Origin of the sequence: Methylobacterium guangdongense (assembly GCF_038442355.1) — a bacterium.
GTDB classification, from domain to species: domain Bacteria; phylum Pseudomonadota; class Alphaproteobacteria; order Rhizobiales; family Beijerinckiaceae; genus Methylobacterium; species Methylobacterium guangdongense.
In genome coordinates, this window is sequence record NZ_JBBXMX010000014.1 from 18,402 (window position 1) to 32,064 (window position 13,663).

Here is a 13,663-nt window from a genome sequence, read left to right on the forward strand (position 1 = left end):
GCCAAATCAAGTTGCGGCTGCGATTGCGCGGCACGATCCAGAGCTGGTTTGACCGACGCTCCCGGGTTTCCAAAGGGCGTCAGCCCTTTGGCGGGTGCTCAGGGTGGAACCCTGAGATCGGGCGAAGCCCGACACCGGACGGGGTCCGGCACCGGACGGAAGTCCGGCACCGGGGCTCTGCCCTGGACCCGCGAAAGGGCCTCGCCCTTTCGAAACCAGGACTGGCGCTCAGGCCGCCCGGAGCGCGCCCGCGATCGTGTCGAGGGACGGCAGCTTGCGGATCGGGCCGATCGCCGCCAGCGTCGGCGTGCCCTTGAGCATCGCGGCGGCGGCGGCGCGGACGTCCTCGACCGTGACGGCGTCGACCTTGTCGATCACCTCCCCGGCGGGGATCACCCGGCCCCAGGCCAGGATCTGGCGGGCGTTGCGCTCGATCCGCCCGCCGGGCGTCTCCAGCGCCGAGAGCAGCGAGACCTTGAGCTGCGCCTTGGCGCGGGCGATCTCGACGGTGTCGAGGTCCCGGGCCGCCCGGGCGGTGGCGGCCAGCGTCACGTCGACGAGTTCGGGCAGGTCCGCCCCGGCGGTGCCGGCACCGATGCCGAACAGGCCGCAATCCGAGAACGGCCAGTGGAAGGCCTGGATCTCGTAGGCGAGGCCGCGGGTCTCGCGCACCTCCTGCCACAGCCGCGAGGTCAGGCCGCCGCCGAGCACCTGGGCGAACATGTGCAGCGCGTAGTAGCGCTCGTCCCGGAAGGAGAGGCCCGGCAGGCCGATCACCAGATTGGCCTGCTCGAGCTTGCGCGGCATCCGCCGCTCGCCGCCGCCATAGACCCCCGGCACCGCCGTGGGGGCGGGCTTGGCGGGGAGGGCGCCGAAATGGCGCTCGGCCGCCGCCACGATCGCCTCGTGGGTCACGGCCCCGGCGCCCGCCACCACGATGCGGTCCGGGGTGTATTCCCGGTCGAGATAGGCGCGGATCCCGGCCTCGTCGAAGCTCCGGATCGTCTCCGGGCGCCCGAGGATCGGCCGGCCGACCGGCTGGTCCGGGAAGGCGGCCTCCGTGAACGCGTCGTACACCACGTCGTCGGGGGTGTCCTCGACGGCGGCGTATTCCTGCAGGATCACGCCCTTCTCCCGGGCGAGCTCGCCCGCGTCGAACACCGAATCGGTGAGGATGTCGCCGATCACGTCGAGGGCGAGGTCCGCATCCTCGCCGAGCACCCGGGCGGTGTAGCTCGTCCCCTCGGTCGAGGTCGCGGCGTTGATCTCGCCGCCGACATTCTCGATCTCTTCCGCGATCTTCTGCGCCGAGCGGGTGCGCGTGCCCTTGAACGCCATGTGCTCGATGAGGTGGGACAGCCCGGCCTCGTCGGCGCGCTCGTTGCGCGAGCCGGCCCCGACCCAGACCCCGAGGCTGGCGGTGGCCACGCCCGGCATCGGCTCGGTGACCACCGTGACGCCGTTGGGAAGCCGCGTGGTGCGCAGCGACGGCGAGGCGGCGTGGGTGGAGAAATGCTGGTTCATCGACGGCTCGTCGCGCGGGGCGCCGGATGCGGCGCGGGTCCCCTCTCCCGTGCGGGAGAGGTCTGCTTTCGCAGAAAGCCGGGTGAGGGGTGCGACCTCTCCGGACAGTTCTCGATCCTCACCCCAACCCTCTCCCGCTCGGGAGAGGGGGCTCGTCGCGCGACTCGCGCCAAGCTCACGCACCCCTCGTGATGCGGGCGCGCTCGCGGATGAGCTTCTCCAGGGCGGCCTGGTCGTTCTCCACCCGGGTCAGGCGCTCGGGCCGGTCCATCAGGTCGGCGAGGTGCGGGGGCAGGGGCGGGCGCAGGCCGCCGGTGGCCTTCGCGACCGCGTCCGGGAACTTTGCCGGATGCGCGGTGCCCAGCGCGACGACCGGCGTGGACGGATCCTGCTCCAGGAGCCGCCGCCCGGCCCGGACGCCGATGGCGCTGTGGGGGTCGAGCACGACGCCGGTGGCCGCCTGGGTCAGGGCGATCTCTTCCATCACGTCGGGCTCCGGCACCGCCACCGCGTCGAACTCCGAGCGGATTGTGGCCAGCACCTCGGGGCTCAGCGAGAACCCGCCGGACTGCTTCAACCCGGCCATCAGCCGCGACAGGGACGAGGCATCGCGGCCGAGCGCCTCGAACAGCAGACGCTCGAAGTTCGAGGAGATCTGGATGTCCATGGAGGGCGAGGTCGTGGGCACCACGCCGCGCAGCGCGTAGGCGCCGTGCTCCAGGGTCCGCACCAGGATGTCGTTGGCGTTGGTGCCGATCATCAGCCGCCCGACCGGCAGGCCCATCTGCTTGGCGACCCAGCCGGCGAGCACGTCGCCGAAATTGCCGGTCGGCACCGCGAAGGAGACCGGCCGGTGGGGCGAACCCAGTGCCACCGCGCTGGTGAAGTAGTAGACCGCCTGCGCGGCGACCCGCGCCCAGTTGATCGAGTTGACGCCGGACAGCCGCACCGCGTCGGCGAAATCTGCGTGCTGGAACAGGGCTTTGACGAGGTTCTGGCAATCGTCGAACGTGCCGTCGACGGCGAGCGCGTGGACGTTGTCGGCCGGCACCGAGGTCATCTGCCGGCGCTGCACCTCCGAGACCCGCCCGTGCGGATAGAGGATGAACACGTCGACCCGGTCGAGCCCGCCGAAGGCCTCGACGGCGGCCGAGCCGGTATCGCCCGAGGTCGCGCCCACGATGGTGGCGCGGCTGCCGCGCTGGGTCAGCACGTGGTCCATCAGCCGCCCGAGCAGCTGCATCGCCACGTCCTTGAAGGCGAGCGTCGGCCCGTGGAAGAGCTCCAGCAGGAACAGGTTGTCGTCGAGCTGGGTCAGCGGGCAGACCGCCGGATGCCGGAACGTCGCGTAGGCCCCATCGATCATCCGGTCGAGGTCCGGGCCGGCGACGTCGCCGTCGATCAGCGGGCGCAGGACGCGCTTGGCGGCCTCGGCGTAGGGCCGGCCGGCGAGGGCGGCGATCTCCGGGCGGCCGATCTGCGGCCAGGTCTGCGGCACGTAGAGCCCGCCGTCGCGGGCGAGACCCGCGAGCAGGGCGTCCGAGAACGAGAGCGGCGCGGCCTCGCCGCGAGTCGAGACGTGGAGCACAGGGTCCTCCGAGGGAAGGCGCCCCCTCTACACGATGCCGGCGGGCCTGTCGAAAGCCGAAAGCGGCGCGGCCGGTCTGCCCACCCGGGGGCGGCCGGTTTAACCGGGGCTGAACGGGGCGGTTCAGGGCCGGTTCGGCGGAGGCCGCCCATGGATTGGCCGACCCGCGGCGATCGCGCCGGCGGGATGGATCCCTCGTCGAAGAGAGCCGACATGACCCGAATCATCGCCCTGGCGGGCGTCGCGGCCCTGCTGTCCGGCACCGTGGCCTTCGCCCAGGCGCCGCCTCCGCCTCCGCCCCCCGGCGGCCCGCGGCCCGGCCCCGAGGCCGGCGCTCCGCCACCCCCGCCGCCGGGCGGCCCCCGCCGCGGCCCGGGGGCCGACGCGCCGCCCCCGCCCGGAGGCCCGCAGCGCGGCCCCGACGGCCCGCCGCCGCCCCCTCCGCCGCCCCCTCCGCCGCCGAAGGGCGCGCATTTCATCATCGAGCGCGGCGATGCCCGCATCGACGTGAAATGCGCCGACGACGACACGACCAAGGCCTGCGCCGACATCACCCTGCAGATGCTCGACAAGCTCACGACGCTGAAGCCGGAACCCCGGTGATGCCGGGCCCGTCGCCGTGGAGGCGACGGGCCCCCAGACGTTCGTGCTTCAGGCGTTCGCGCCCGGCGCCTTGATCAGGCGGCAGCCGGTGATGCGCCACTGCCCGTCCGCGTCCCGGACGAGGCTGTACTCGGCGGTCCAGTCGACGCCGTACTCATCCTGGATCGCCACCGACTGGACCACGCTGTCGGCGCCGGTGTCCCGGCCCAGGCCGAACACGAAGCTGCGGTGCCGGTAGACCGGGCGGTACTGGGTGCGGACCATGCCGATGAACAGGTCGGCGTTCGGGAACAGCTCGCGGATCGCCGGGGCCGCCTGCGCGTAGGCCGCCGGTGCGTCGTCGCGCCCGAACGCCTCGACCTGCCGGGTGATCGTGGCCTGGGCCGCCGCGCGGGCGGCGTCGTCGGACGCCGCCGGTCCCGCGAGGCCGAAGACGAGGAGGAGGGCGGGCAACACGCGCATCGATGTCACTCCAGCTGGATGGGTCCGATATCCGTCATCGCCCCGTGAAGATGGTATTCGACCCGGCGGCGGCAATCGGGACACGGCCCGATACGTCGACGTGTCGCCGGATGGCCGCGCGAAGCCTGACTTCGCCGCCGCGGCAGGCCTCACCGACGGGGCCACGCCCGATGGCGTTACAAGCGTGCCCGGCCAGGGCCTTCGGGACGCGCGCTCGTGACGCGCATTCTCGCGCCGAACCGGCGTCCCGTTCGGCAGAGAGCGCCCTAAGCGCGAACGCGCTGGGCAGGCATCGCGCTCCGATTGTGCAAGTCGCTGAAAAGAGAAGCATTTTTCCGCCGAATCGCCGCCGCGGGTTTGATTCCCCATCCCGGTTTTGCAACCCTCCGGCCGACGCGGCCCGCTGCGAGTCGGAGTCGCGCGGAGTGCAGAGCGATGACGCAGAGTGCGGCCGAGACGGGACCTTCGGCCCCGGAGAATCCCGCCGGGGCGGCACCGGGCGGATCACAGGCCATGAGCGTCGGGGTGTTCATCCCGATCGGCAACAATGGCTGGCTGATCTCGGAGAACGCCCCGCAATACCGCCCGAGCTTCGCGCTCAACAAGGCGATCACCCTGAAGGCCGAGGGCTACGGGCTCGACTTCGCCCTGTCGATGATCAAGCTGCGCGGCTTCGGCGGCAAGACCGAGTTCTGGGACCACAACCTCGAATCCTTCACCCTGATGGCGGGGCTCGCCGCCGTCACCAGCCGGATCAAGCTGTTCGCCACCGCGGCGACCCTGTGCCTGCCGCCGGCCATCGTCGCCCGCATGGCGGCGACCATCGATTCGATCTCCGACGGGCGCTTCGGCGTGAACCTCGTCACCGGCTGGCAGAAACCGGAATACGACCAGATGGGCCTGTGGCCCGGCGACGCGCATTTCGCCAATCGGTACGACTACTTGTCCGAGTACGCTCAGATCCTGCGCGAGCTGTGGGAGACCGGGGCCAGCGACCGCAAGGGCACGTATTTCCAGATGAACGATTGCCGGCTGAGCCCCCGGCCGCAGGCGCCGATGAAGATCATCTGCGCCGGCCAGAGCGGGGCGGGCCTCGCCTTCACGGCGCAATACGCCGACTACAATTTCTGCCTGGGGAAAGGGGTCAACACGCCGACCGCCTTCGCCCCCGTGGTGGAGAAGCTCGCAGAGGCGAGCGCCAGGACCGGCCGACGGGTGACCTGCTACGCCCTGTTCATGATCATCGCCGACGAGACCGACGCCGCCGCGATGGCCACCTGGGCGCATTACCGGGCCGGGGCCGATGCCGAGGCGATCGCGTGGCTCGGCCTCCAGGGCGCGGCCGACACCAAGTCCGGCGGCGACACCAACGTGCGCCAGCTCGCCGACCCCGCCTCGGCGGTGAACCTCAACATGGGTACCCTGGTCGGCAGCTATGCCACCGTGGCGGCGATGCTCGACGCGATCATGACCATCGACGGGGTGGAGGGCGTGCTGCTCGTGTTCGACGATTTCCTCAAGGGTCTCGACGCCTTCGGGACCCGGATCCAGCCGCTGATGCGCACGCGCCGGCACGTCGCCACGGCGCGGCTGGGAGAGGTCGCGTGATGGACGCCCCCGCCGGATACCGCGATCCCCAGGGCCGCCACGGCAGCACCGTCCTGCCGGCCCGGCCCGAGCCGATCGCCTTCGATCCCGCCGCCACGGTGCTGATCGTGGTGGACGTGCAGAACGCCTATGCGAGCCCGGGCGGCTACCTCGACCTCGCGGGCTTCGACGTGTCGGGCACCGGCCCGGTGATCGCGCAGATCGCCCGGGCCGTGGCGGCGGCCCGGGCGGCCGGCATCCGGATCCTGTGGTTCCAGAACGGCTGGGATCCGGACTACGTGGAGGCGGGCGGCCCGGGCTCGCCGAACTGGCACAAGTCCAACGCCCTCAAGACCATGCGGCGGAAGCCGGAGAGGAACGCGCAGCTCCTCGCCAAGGGCTCCTGGGACTACGCCCTGGTCGACGCCCTGAAGCCGGAGCCCGGCGACCTGACGATCGGCAAGCCGCGCTACAGCGGCTTCTACAACACGCCCCTCGACAGCATGCTGCGCGCCCGGGGGATCAACACGCTGGTCTTCACCGGCATCGCCACCAACGTCTGCGTGGAATCGACCCTGCGGGACGGGTTCCACCGGGAATACTTCGGCATCGTGCTGGCCGACGCCACGCATCAGGCCGGGCCGGAGAGCCTGCACCACGGGGCGCTCGCCAATATCGAGACCTTCTTCGGCTGGGTCTCGGACGTCGCGTCGTTCGAGGCCGCCCTCGGACCGGTCTCACACGCCGCGGTTGATGAGTCCGGCCCCGATATGGCCGAATAAGTGCATCCCGCACCCGGCCGGTGACCGGCAGGGTGCAGGCGCGCCGCCCGATGCGGCGCCTCCCGCGTGGCCTGCCCGGCCCGGCCGACAGGTCGAACGGGAGCGCGCACGGGCATGCCGAAGCAGGTCGTCATTCCGCCGGGGACCGGCAAGCCGCTCGCCCCCTACGTGCCCGGGACGCTGGCCGACGGCGTGCTGTACGTCTCGGGCACGCTGCCGCTGGATGCGGAGGCCAACGTCGTCCATGCCGGCGACGCGGCCGCCCAGACCCGCCACGTGCTGGAGACCATCAAGGGCGTGGTCCAGGCCGCGGGCGGCACGATGGACGACGTCACCTTCAACCACGTCTTCCTGAAGGACTGGGCCGACTACGCGGCGATCAACGCCGTCTACGCGGCGTATTTCCCGGGCGAGAAGCCGGCGCGCTACTGCATCCAGTGCGGCCTCGTGAAGCCGGACGCGCTGGTGGAGATCGCCTCCGTGGCGCATCTCGGCCGGTGAGCCATCCGGTAAGCCCCGGCGCGGCTCCGCTCTATCACGCGGTGGCGGGCCCGGAGGACGGGCGGCCGGTGCTGCTCTCGCCGGGGCTCGGCGGCGGGGCCGGGTACTTCGCGCCGCAGATGGCGGCGCTCACGGCGCGCTTCCGGGTGGTGACCTACGACCATCGCGGGACCGGGCGGTCGCCCGACCGGCTCGACCCGGACCACGACATCCCCGCCATGGCCCGGGACGCGCTCTGCGTGCTGGACGCGGCCGGGATCGACCGCGCCGACGTGGTCGGTCATGCGCTGGGCGGCCTGATCGCCCTGCAGATGGCGCTCGCCGCGCCCGGGCGGGTCGGGCGGATCGTGGTGATCAACGGCTGGGACACCCTGGACCCGGCCACCCGCCGCTGCTTCTCGGCCCGCCGGGCGATCCTGGCCGGGGGCGGGCCGGAGGCCTTCGTGCGGGCGCAGGCGATCTTCCTGTACCCGGCCCCCTGGCTCTCCGCGCAGGCCGCGCGGGTCGCGGCCGACGAGGCCCACGCCCTGGCGCATTTCCCCGGGGCCGAGACCGTGCTCACGCGCATCGGCGCCCTGGAGCGCTTCGCCATCGCCGACCGGCTCGGGCGCATCCCGCACGAGACCCTGGTGATGGCCGCCCGGGACGACGTGCTGGTGCCCTACACGCGCTCCGAGCGCCTCGCGGTGGCGCTGCCCCGGGCCCGCCTCGCCCTCGCCCCCGAGGGCGGCCACGCCCACAGCGTGACCTGTCCGGAAGCCTTCAACCGGGACCTGCTGGACTTCCTCGATCGCCCCGCATGAGCAAGCCTGCGAGCTGCGGCAGGGCTGCGGCCAGGAGGGCGGCCGCGCGCAGCACCTCGGCGGCCTCGGCCGGAGAGCGGTGGACGAGGGCCAGGGCGAGCCGCAGGGGCACCTGCGCGCAGAAGCTCGCCGCGATCAGCACCAGGGCCGCGGCGGCGCCGTGATGCTTGCCGGCGTAGAGGATCTGGCTGCGCAGGAAGTAGAACAGCCGCCGCGCCCGCACCTGCCGGGTCGTGCCCTGGCCGAGGTGATGCGCGACCGCCCCCGCCACGTGCAACACGGCAAACCCCGCCGCCCGGGCGCGGGTGCAGAGGTCGGCATCCTCCCAGTAGACGAAGAAGCGCGGGTCGAACCCGCCGAGCGCCTGGAACAGGTCGCGGCGGATCATCAGGAAGGCGCCCATCACCTGATCGACGGCGCGATCCTCCGCGTGGTCCCATTCGAGGAGGAAGTGCGGGGGCACGAGGCCCAGCCGGTCGAGCGCCAGGGCGCGGCCGAGGAGGCCGAGCGCCGTGGGCGCCCGGGCGCAGGAGCGGGCCGTCCGCCCGTCGGGATCGACCAGCCGGGCGCCGACGATCCCGGTCCGCGGATCGGCCGTCAGCGCGGCCCGGGCCTGCCCAAGGGCGTCGGGCTCGACCTGCGTGTCGGGATTGAGGAACAGGATCGCGGGGGCCGCGCCCGCGGCGGCGCCCTGGTCGCAGGCCCGGCCGAAGCCGCGATTCTCCGCATTGCGGATCAGCCGGAGCGGGCGGGGCAGGGGCGGCAGGTTCTCCGTGGAGCCGTCGGTCGAGGCGTTGTCGACCACGATCACCTGCACGGATTCGGCCTCCCGCGCGGCCGAGAGGCTCGCGAGGCAGGCGCGCAGCAGCGCCCCCCCGTTCCAGTTGACGATCACCACGTCCAGGACCGGGGGGAGGGCGGGGCGGCCGGTCACGGCGGGTCCTTCTGCAGATCTCGGGGCAGATCCTCGGGCGGCCCGAGGCGGCCGAGAACGCCGTCGCGGGCGGCCCCGAGGAGCCGCAGCAGCACGGCGGGCCGCCAGCCCGAATCGGCCCAGTACAGCCCGGCCTGGAGCGGCAGGTAGGCGGCCTGGGCGAGCTTCCAGCGCAACGGCACGTGGGGCAGGCGCCACGCGTAGACCGCGTTGCGCAGGTAGGTCGCCATGCGGAACAGGGGCTGGCGCGGCATCGCGATCCCGAAGGCCCGGATCACCCCGCCGCCGACCCGGTGGGGGATCCCGACGTCGCGGGCGCAATAGCAGCCGTAGCCGAGGCTCCAGGCGCGAAAGCACCATTCGAGCTCGACCCCGTCGATGAAGAAATCGGCCCGGAACGGGCCGACCCGGTCGAACGCGGCGAGATCGATCAACGAACCGGAGGTCGCCAGGAACTGCACCGGGGCGAGGGCGCCATGGTCCGGGACGCCGGGGCGGCGCGGCGTGGCGGGCGCCTTGTGGCCGGCCGCCGGCGCCGGCGCCGGCGCCACCACCGCGGTCGGGATCCCGGCCCGCCGCAGCGCTCCGCGGGCGGCGAGCAGCCCGGCGGCGAGGTTTTCAGGCGGCTCGGCATCCTGATCGAGGAGCAGGAGCGTCTCCGCCCTCGTTTCGCGAGCCGCCGCCGCGATCCGGTTGAGCGCCGCCGCGATGCCGACGTTGCGCCCCGCCGACAGCAGCCTCACGCCGGCGCGCGCAAGACGTGCCGCGTCCGCAGCCGAAAGGCCGCCATTGTCGAAGGCGATCACCGTAGCGCCCGCGAGCGCGGCCTGGGTGAGGACACGCTCCACCTGATCCGGGCGCGGCCGGAACAGGGTCACCCCGAGGGCGAGGCGGCTGGATCGTGGATCAGACACCGTGCCGGCTCCGGTGCGGAGCACGGCGCCTCACGCCTGCTCCACCGCGGCGGTCGCCGCCTCCAGGGCGGCCGTGATGGCGGCGGCCTGCTCGGGGCTGAGCGGCCCGCGGGCGAGGCGCATCTGGAGGGCGAGCTTCAGCCCCTCCCTGGCGCGCACCAGGGAGGGCGGCGGGCCGTCGCCCCGGGCGGCCTCGGCCTGCGCCATCCGGGCGAGGATCGCCTCCAGGGTCGGGCGGTTGCCGTCGAGGACGGCCTGGCCCTCCGGGGTGATCGCGTGCAGCCGCTTGGTGCCCTCCCCGGGGGTCACCGTGACGTGGCCGAGTTCCTCCAGCAGCGTCAGCGTCGGGTAGACCGTGCCGGGGCTCGGGCTGTAGGCGCCGCCGACCCGCTCCTCGATGGCCTTGATGATCTCGTAGCCGTGCCGGGGCTTCTCGGCGATCAGGTGGAGGATCACGAGCCGCAGGTCGCCATGGGCGAAGAAGCGGGCGAGGTCGCCCCGGCCGCCGCGGCCGAACATCCGGCGGTCGCCGGGTCCGCGGCCGGGATGCCCGTGCCGCCCCCGGTGCTCGCCGCCCATCGGGCCGCGATGGGCCCGGAAGCGGTAGGCGTCGAAGGGATCGGCATGGAAGGGGTCCGGAAAGTCGGGATGCATGGCGTCGACTCAGTTCCGATATGTCGTTTTTATCGATATATCGGAACTCCCTCGTCTGCAAGGACCGACCGGCGACGCGAGCCGTGCGATGGCGGGAACGGCCGGTTGGGGCGGCGGCTTCACGGGATGGCCCACGGTTTACGCGCTCTGCCGGTTCGGTTAGTGCGGCGGCTCACCGTTACCCTTGGCCCTGCGCATCCGACTTGCCCCGACCGTCACCCATGATTCGATCCGAGATCCGCGCGGCGACCGCGCGCCGGGACGGCCCGCGGTGAACGCGTCTGCACGGAGGCCCGGCCCGCGCCGCGGCTCCGATCGGGCGCCGGCCAGGATCCAACGCCCCATCGACGAGGACGCCGCATGATCTCCGTCAACGAGGACATGAAACAGGAGATGCTGCGGCGGGGCATCTCGGTGCTGCATCCGGCGCCGTTCGGCCTGCCGGAGGATTGCACCTTCGAGCCGCCGTGCAGCATCAAGTGGATGGGGGTCGATTACTGCCTCACCATGGGGGCGTTCTCGTACGCGGTGAGCGGCTACTATTTCGGCGCCGACATCGCCCGCTACTGCTCGATCGGCGAGAGCGTGCAGATGGGGCGCGGCAGCCACCCGGTCCAATGCGGCTCGACCTCGCCGCTGTTCTACACGCACCATTCGGCGGTGTTCGACCGCGCCGATCCCCGGGCGGAGGATTACGAGATCTGCGGGCCCTATCTGTGGCCCAAGCGCGTGCGCATCGGCAACGATGTCTATATCGGCCACGGCGCCTTCCTGATGCCCGACATCACGATCGGCGACGGGGCGGTGGTGGGCGCCATGGCGGTGGTGACCAAGGACGTGCCGCCCTACGCGATCGTGGCCGGCAGCCCGGCCCGGGTGGTGAAGATGCGCTTCCCCGACGCCCTGATCGAGCGCTACCTGAAGGTGCAATGGTGGCGCTACGCCTTCTGGGACCTGCGCCAGTGCTCGATCACCGACCCGGAGAAATTCCTCGACGCCGTGGAGGAGCGGATTGCCGGCGGGATGCAGGAATACCGGCCGGAGTTGATTCCGCTCCGGTCCCTGGTGCCGGGGGGGTGAGGATCCAATTGCGGCGGCCCGCCCCTCCGTCCGCCAGGGGCGGAGGCGGCCGCCTCAGGACCGGCCATGCAGGAGACGGTGCCGGTCGGTCTCCGGAAGCGCCTTCCAGTACGCTGTCGCCGCGTGCACGTAGCCGAGTCCGACCGTTCCATCGGGGGCCGGCTCACCGCGCCCGGTGTAGTGGACCGCCCATTTCGTCTTGTAATTCATCGTCGCCAGTTCCGTCCGGGCGATCCGGAAGCCCCGCGCATTGATCGCAGCCCAGAGGACCTGATCACCAGCGCCGCTGAGTTCGACCGGCAGCGTCGCCCACAGGGCCGCGATCTCGACGGCCGCGCGGCCCAGCATCATCGTTCCCGTATCGGCGAACTGGGTGCCGTCGCTCTCCCAATCGAGCGGATCGAGGAGGCTGCGATCGAGACGCCGCAGCATCCTCCGGGACACACCGATCTCGGCTCCGGACAGCACCATCTGGTCGCGAAGGCTCGAGACGTGACGGCTCTCAAGCCAGTTGTCGGCATCCAGGAAGCAGACATGGGTGGCGCCGGTCTGAAAGGCGTGGAGCGCGCCCACACCGCGCGCGAAGTTGCCCGCATCCCGATGGGCCGACGGCAGGACGATGTGCTCGCAGGCCCACAAGCCGACGAGATGCTTCGGATACCCGTCCGCCACCATGATGTGCCGAACTTGAATGTCCTGCTGGAGCACACTCTGATGGGCGGACAGCAGATCTGCCAAGTCCTCACGGTAATACGGTGTAACGACAGCGAGGCTCATGGCCTACGAACGCCGAAACCACAATGCCGAGCGAAAACAGGCCCGTTGCACAGGCTAATCCTTCGTCTCAGCCTCATCCGATCGCTGCTCGGCATAAAATCCAGTTGTCGGGACGGAAGTGCGTCCCGATCTCTAGAACGCGAAGCTGTCCCGAAGCTGTAGGGGGGCTCCTGGGACGCCTGCGCCCGCCCGTTCGGGCGCGACGCTCAGCCCGCCTCGGCCGGCAGCGAAAGCCTCCTCACCGCCGCCGCCCCCAGCGCCCGCACCCCCAGCGCCAGATCGGCATCGCTGGTATCCTCCGCCCAATGGTGGCTGATGCCGCCGATCGAGGGGACGAACAGCATCGCGGCCGGCAGGATCCGGGCGACGTTCTGGGCGTCGTGGCCCGCGCCCGACGGCATCACCTGCCAGCCGCCCGGGCAGACCTGTTCGGCGGCCTCCGACAGGGCGCGCATCAGGTCCGGGTCGCAGGGGGCGGGGATCGCCTTGGAGAGGGCCGTCAGCGTGGCGGGGCAGCGCTCGCGCCGGTTCGATTCGCGCACCAGCGCCTCCAGACAGGCCTCCATCCGCTCCAGCACCGGCATCGCCACGTCGCGGAACTGGAAGAACACCTCCGCCCGACCCGGGATGATGCTGTAGCCGCCGGGATCCAGGGTGATCCGCCCCGTGGTCCAGGTGCTGCGCGGGCCGCAGACTGTCGGGAACGCCCGGTCGATCGCCGCGAGCAGCCGGACCGCCGAGAGACCCGCATCCCGGCGCTCCGCCATGGTGGTGCCGCCCGCATGGTCCTGGTTGCCTGCGAAGACGATCCGGAACTGCCAGATCGCCACGATGCCGCTCACCACCCCGAGGTGCAGCCCGGCCGATTCGAGCTGCGTGCCCTGCTCGATATGCATCTCCAGGAAGCCGCGGTAGCGCCCGGGATCGAGCCGCATCCGGGGCAGGCCGGCGAGGCCGGCGGCCTGCAGGGCGTCGCGCAGGGGCGTGCCGTCGGTGCGGTTGCGGGCTTCGTCGATCTCGGCCTCGGTGAGGTCGCCGATCGCCGAGCGGCTGCCCAGGAAGCCGCCCGAGAAATGCCCCTCCTCGTCCGCGAAGGCGACCACGTCGACCGGCAGCCCGGCCCGGGCCAGTGCCACCCCGCCGACGACCCCCAGCGCCCCGTCGAGCCAGCCGGCCTCGTTCTGGGTCTCGATATGGCTGCCGACCAGCAGATGCGGGCCGGGGCCGCGATGGCGCCCGAGCACGTTGCCGATCCCGTCGATGGATGCCGCCAGCCCGCAGGCCTCCAGCTTGGCCATCAGCCAGCGGCGGGATTCCATGTCGTCGGCCGAGAAGGTCGGCCGGTGGACGCCGGTGCGGAACCGGCCGATTTCGCGCAGTTCATACAGGTCGGCCAGGAAGGCCTGGGTGTCGATCTCGGTCATGCGGTTCCCGGGGTTTTACATCCGGACCGT

14 protein-coding genes are annotated in these 13,663 nt (G+C 72.0%); 6 read left to right on the plus strand and 8 right to left on the minus strand.

Annotated features, from left to right (window positions below; genetic code table 11):
• Nucleotides 1-228: 228 nt before the first annotated feature.
• Nucleotides 229-1,524 (minus strand): M16 family metallopeptidase, encoded by a 1,296-nt coding sequence (locus tag AAHG09_RS22410; RefSeq protein WP_342109714.1) that lies wholly within the window; start codon nt 1,522-1,524, stop codon nt 229-231.
• Between the two features lie 175 nt (nt 1,525-1,699).
• Entirely contained in the window at nt 1,700-3,112 is a 1,413-nt protein-coding gene (gene thrC / locus AAHG09_RS22415) for a threonine synthase (RefSeq protein WP_342109715.1), read from the minus strand.
• Between the two features lie 213 nt (nt 3,113-3,325).
• Between thrC and AAHG09_RS22420 the strand changes: the two genes are divergently transcribed.
• The gene (locus tag AAHG09_RS22420; protein WP_342109716.1) at nt 3,326-3,715 is read left to right on the plus strand and encodes a hypothetical protein; all 390 of its coding nucleotides are present in this window, start codon (nt 3,326-3,328) and stop codon (nt 3,713-3,715) included.
• A 48-nt stretch (nt 3,716-3,763) separates the two neighbouring features.
• Here the strand turns inward: AAHG09_RS22420 and AAHG09_RS22425 are convergent, their stop codons facing one another.
• A complete protein-coding gene (locus AAHG09_RS22425; RefSeq protein WP_342109717.1) occupies nt 3,764-4,177 on the minus strand; it encodes a DUF4864 domain-containing protein in 414 nt (137 codons plus the stop codon).
• A 513-nt stretch (nt 4,178-4,690) separates the two neighbouring features.
• Here AAHG09_RS22425 and rutA point away from each other — a divergent pair.
• The 4 genes from rutA to rutD all read left to right on the plus strand — a co-directional run bounded on the left by rutA (nt 4,691) and on the right by rutD (nt 7,850).
• A complete protein-coding gene (gene rutA, locus AAHG09_RS22430) occupies nt 4,691-5,785 on the plus strand; it encodes a pyrimidine utilization protein A (RefSeq protein WP_342109833.1) in 1,095 nt (364 codons plus the stop codon).
• Nucleotides 5,785-6,546, plus strand: a complete 762-nt coding sequence (gene rutB, locus AAHG09_RS22435; protein WP_342109834.1) for a pyrimidine utilization protein B — start codon at nt 5,785-5,787, stop codon at nt 6,544-6,546. Before rutA ends, rutB begins: the two co-directional genes overlap by 1 nt.
• Nucleotides 6,547-6,660: 114 nt before the next feature.
• Nucleotides 6,661-7,047, plus strand: coding sequence for a pyrimidine utilization protein C (gene rutC / locus AAHG09_RS22440; protein WP_342109718.1), 387 nt, complete (start codon nt 6,661-6,663; stop codon nt 7,045-7,047).
• Nucleotides 7,044-7,850: a pyrimidine utilization protein D gene (rutD, locus tag AAHG09_RS22445; protein WP_342109719.1), complete on the plus strand. Its 807-nt coding sequence runs from the start codon at nt 7,044-7,046 to the stop codon at nt 7,848-7,850. The genes rutC and rutD overlap by 4 nt, the downstream gene beginning before the upstream one ends.
• On the opposite strand, the gene AAHG09_RS22450 is transcribed toward rutD, so the two are convergent.
• From AAHG09_RS22450 to AAHG09_RS22460, 3 genes are read right to left on the minus strand one after another with little or no spacing between them, the layout of a single operon-like run.
• Nucleotides 7,810-8,784, minus strand: a complete 975-nt coding sequence (locus AAHG09_RS22450) for a glycosyltransferase family 2 protein (protein WP_342109720.1) — start codon at nt 8,782-8,784, stop codon at nt 7,810-7,812. The genes rutD and AAHG09_RS22450 overlap by 41 nt on opposite strands.
• A complete protein-coding gene (locus AAHG09_RS22455) occupies nt 8,781-9,698 on the minus strand; it encodes a glycosyltransferase family protein (protein ID WP_342109721.1) in 918 nt (305 codons plus the stop codon). Before AAHG09_RS22455 ends, AAHG09_RS22450 begins: the two co-directional genes overlap by 4 nt.
• 30 nt (nt 9,699-9,728) lie before the next feature.
• A complete protein-coding gene (locus AAHG09_RS22460) occupies nt 9,729-10,352 on the minus strand; it encodes a PadR family transcriptional regulator (protein ID WP_342109722.1) in 624 nt (207 codons plus the stop codon).
• Nucleotides 10,353-10,712: 360 nt separating this feature from the next.
• On the opposite strand from AAHG09_RS22460, the gene AAHG09_RS22465 reads away from it, so the two are divergent.
• Nucleotides 10,713-11,432 (plus strand): CatB-related O-acetyltransferase, encoded by a 720-nt coding sequence (locus tag AAHG09_RS22465; RefSeq protein ID WP_342109723.1) that lies wholly within the window; start codon nt 10,713-10,715, stop codon nt 11,430-11,432.
• A gap of 54 nt (nt 11,433-11,486) precedes the next feature.
• Here AAHG09_RS22465 and AAHG09_RS22470 read toward each other — a convergent pair whose 3' ends face one another.
• On the minus strand, nt 11,487-12,170 hold the full coding sequence (locus AAHG09_RS22470; RefSeq protein WP_342109724.1) for a glycosyltransferase family 2 protein: 684 nt from the start codon (nt 12,168-12,170) through the stop codon (nt 11,487-11,489).
• A gap of 245 nt (nt 12,171-12,415) precedes the next feature.
• On the minus strand, nt 12,416-13,633 hold the full coding sequence (locus AAHG09_RS22475; RefSeq protein ID WP_342109725.1) for a Zn-dependent hydrolase: 1,218 nt from the start codon (nt 13,631-13,633) through the stop codon (nt 12,416-12,418).
• Nucleotides 13,634-13,663: the final 30 nt, after the last annotated feature.

Bases quoted from the DNA above. Each gene is read 5' to 3' on its own strand.
- AAHG09_RS22410 (WP_342109714.1), bottom strand. From the start codon at position 1,524: ATGAACCAGCATTTCTCCACCCACGCCGCCTCGCCGTCGCTGCGCACC.
- AAHG09_RS22420 (WP_342109716.1), top strand. From the start codon at position 3,326: ATGACCCGAATCATCGCCCTGGCGGGCGTCGCGGCCCTGCTGTCCGGC.
- AAHG09_RS22425 (WP_342109717.1), bottom strand. From the start codon at position 4,177: ATGCGCGTGTTGCCCGCCCTCCTCCTCGTCTTCGGCCTCGCGGGACCG.
- rutA (WP_342109833.1), top strand. From the start codon at position 4,691: ATGAGCGTCGGGGTGTTCATCCCGATCGGCAACAATGGCTGGCTGATC.
- rutB (WP_342109834.1), top strand. From the start codon at position 5,785: ATGGACGCCCCCGCCGGATACCGCGATCCCCAGGGCCGCCACGGCAGC.
- rutC (WP_342109718.1), top strand. From the start codon at position 6,661: ATGCCGAAGCAGGTCGTCATTCCGCCGGGGACCGGCAAGCCGCTCGCC.
- AAHG09_RS22460 (WP_342109722.1), bottom strand. From the start codon at position 10,352: ATGCATCCCGACTTTCCGGACCCCTTCCATGCCGATCCCTTCGACGCC.
- AAHG09_RS22465 (WP_342109723.1), top strand. From the start codon at position 10,713: ATGATCTCCGTCAACGAGGACATGAAACAGGAGATGCTGCGGCGGGGC.
- AAHG09_RS22475 (WP_342109725.1), bottom strand. From the start codon at position 13,633: ATGACCGAGATCGACACCCAGGCCTTCCTGGCCGACCTGTATGAACTG.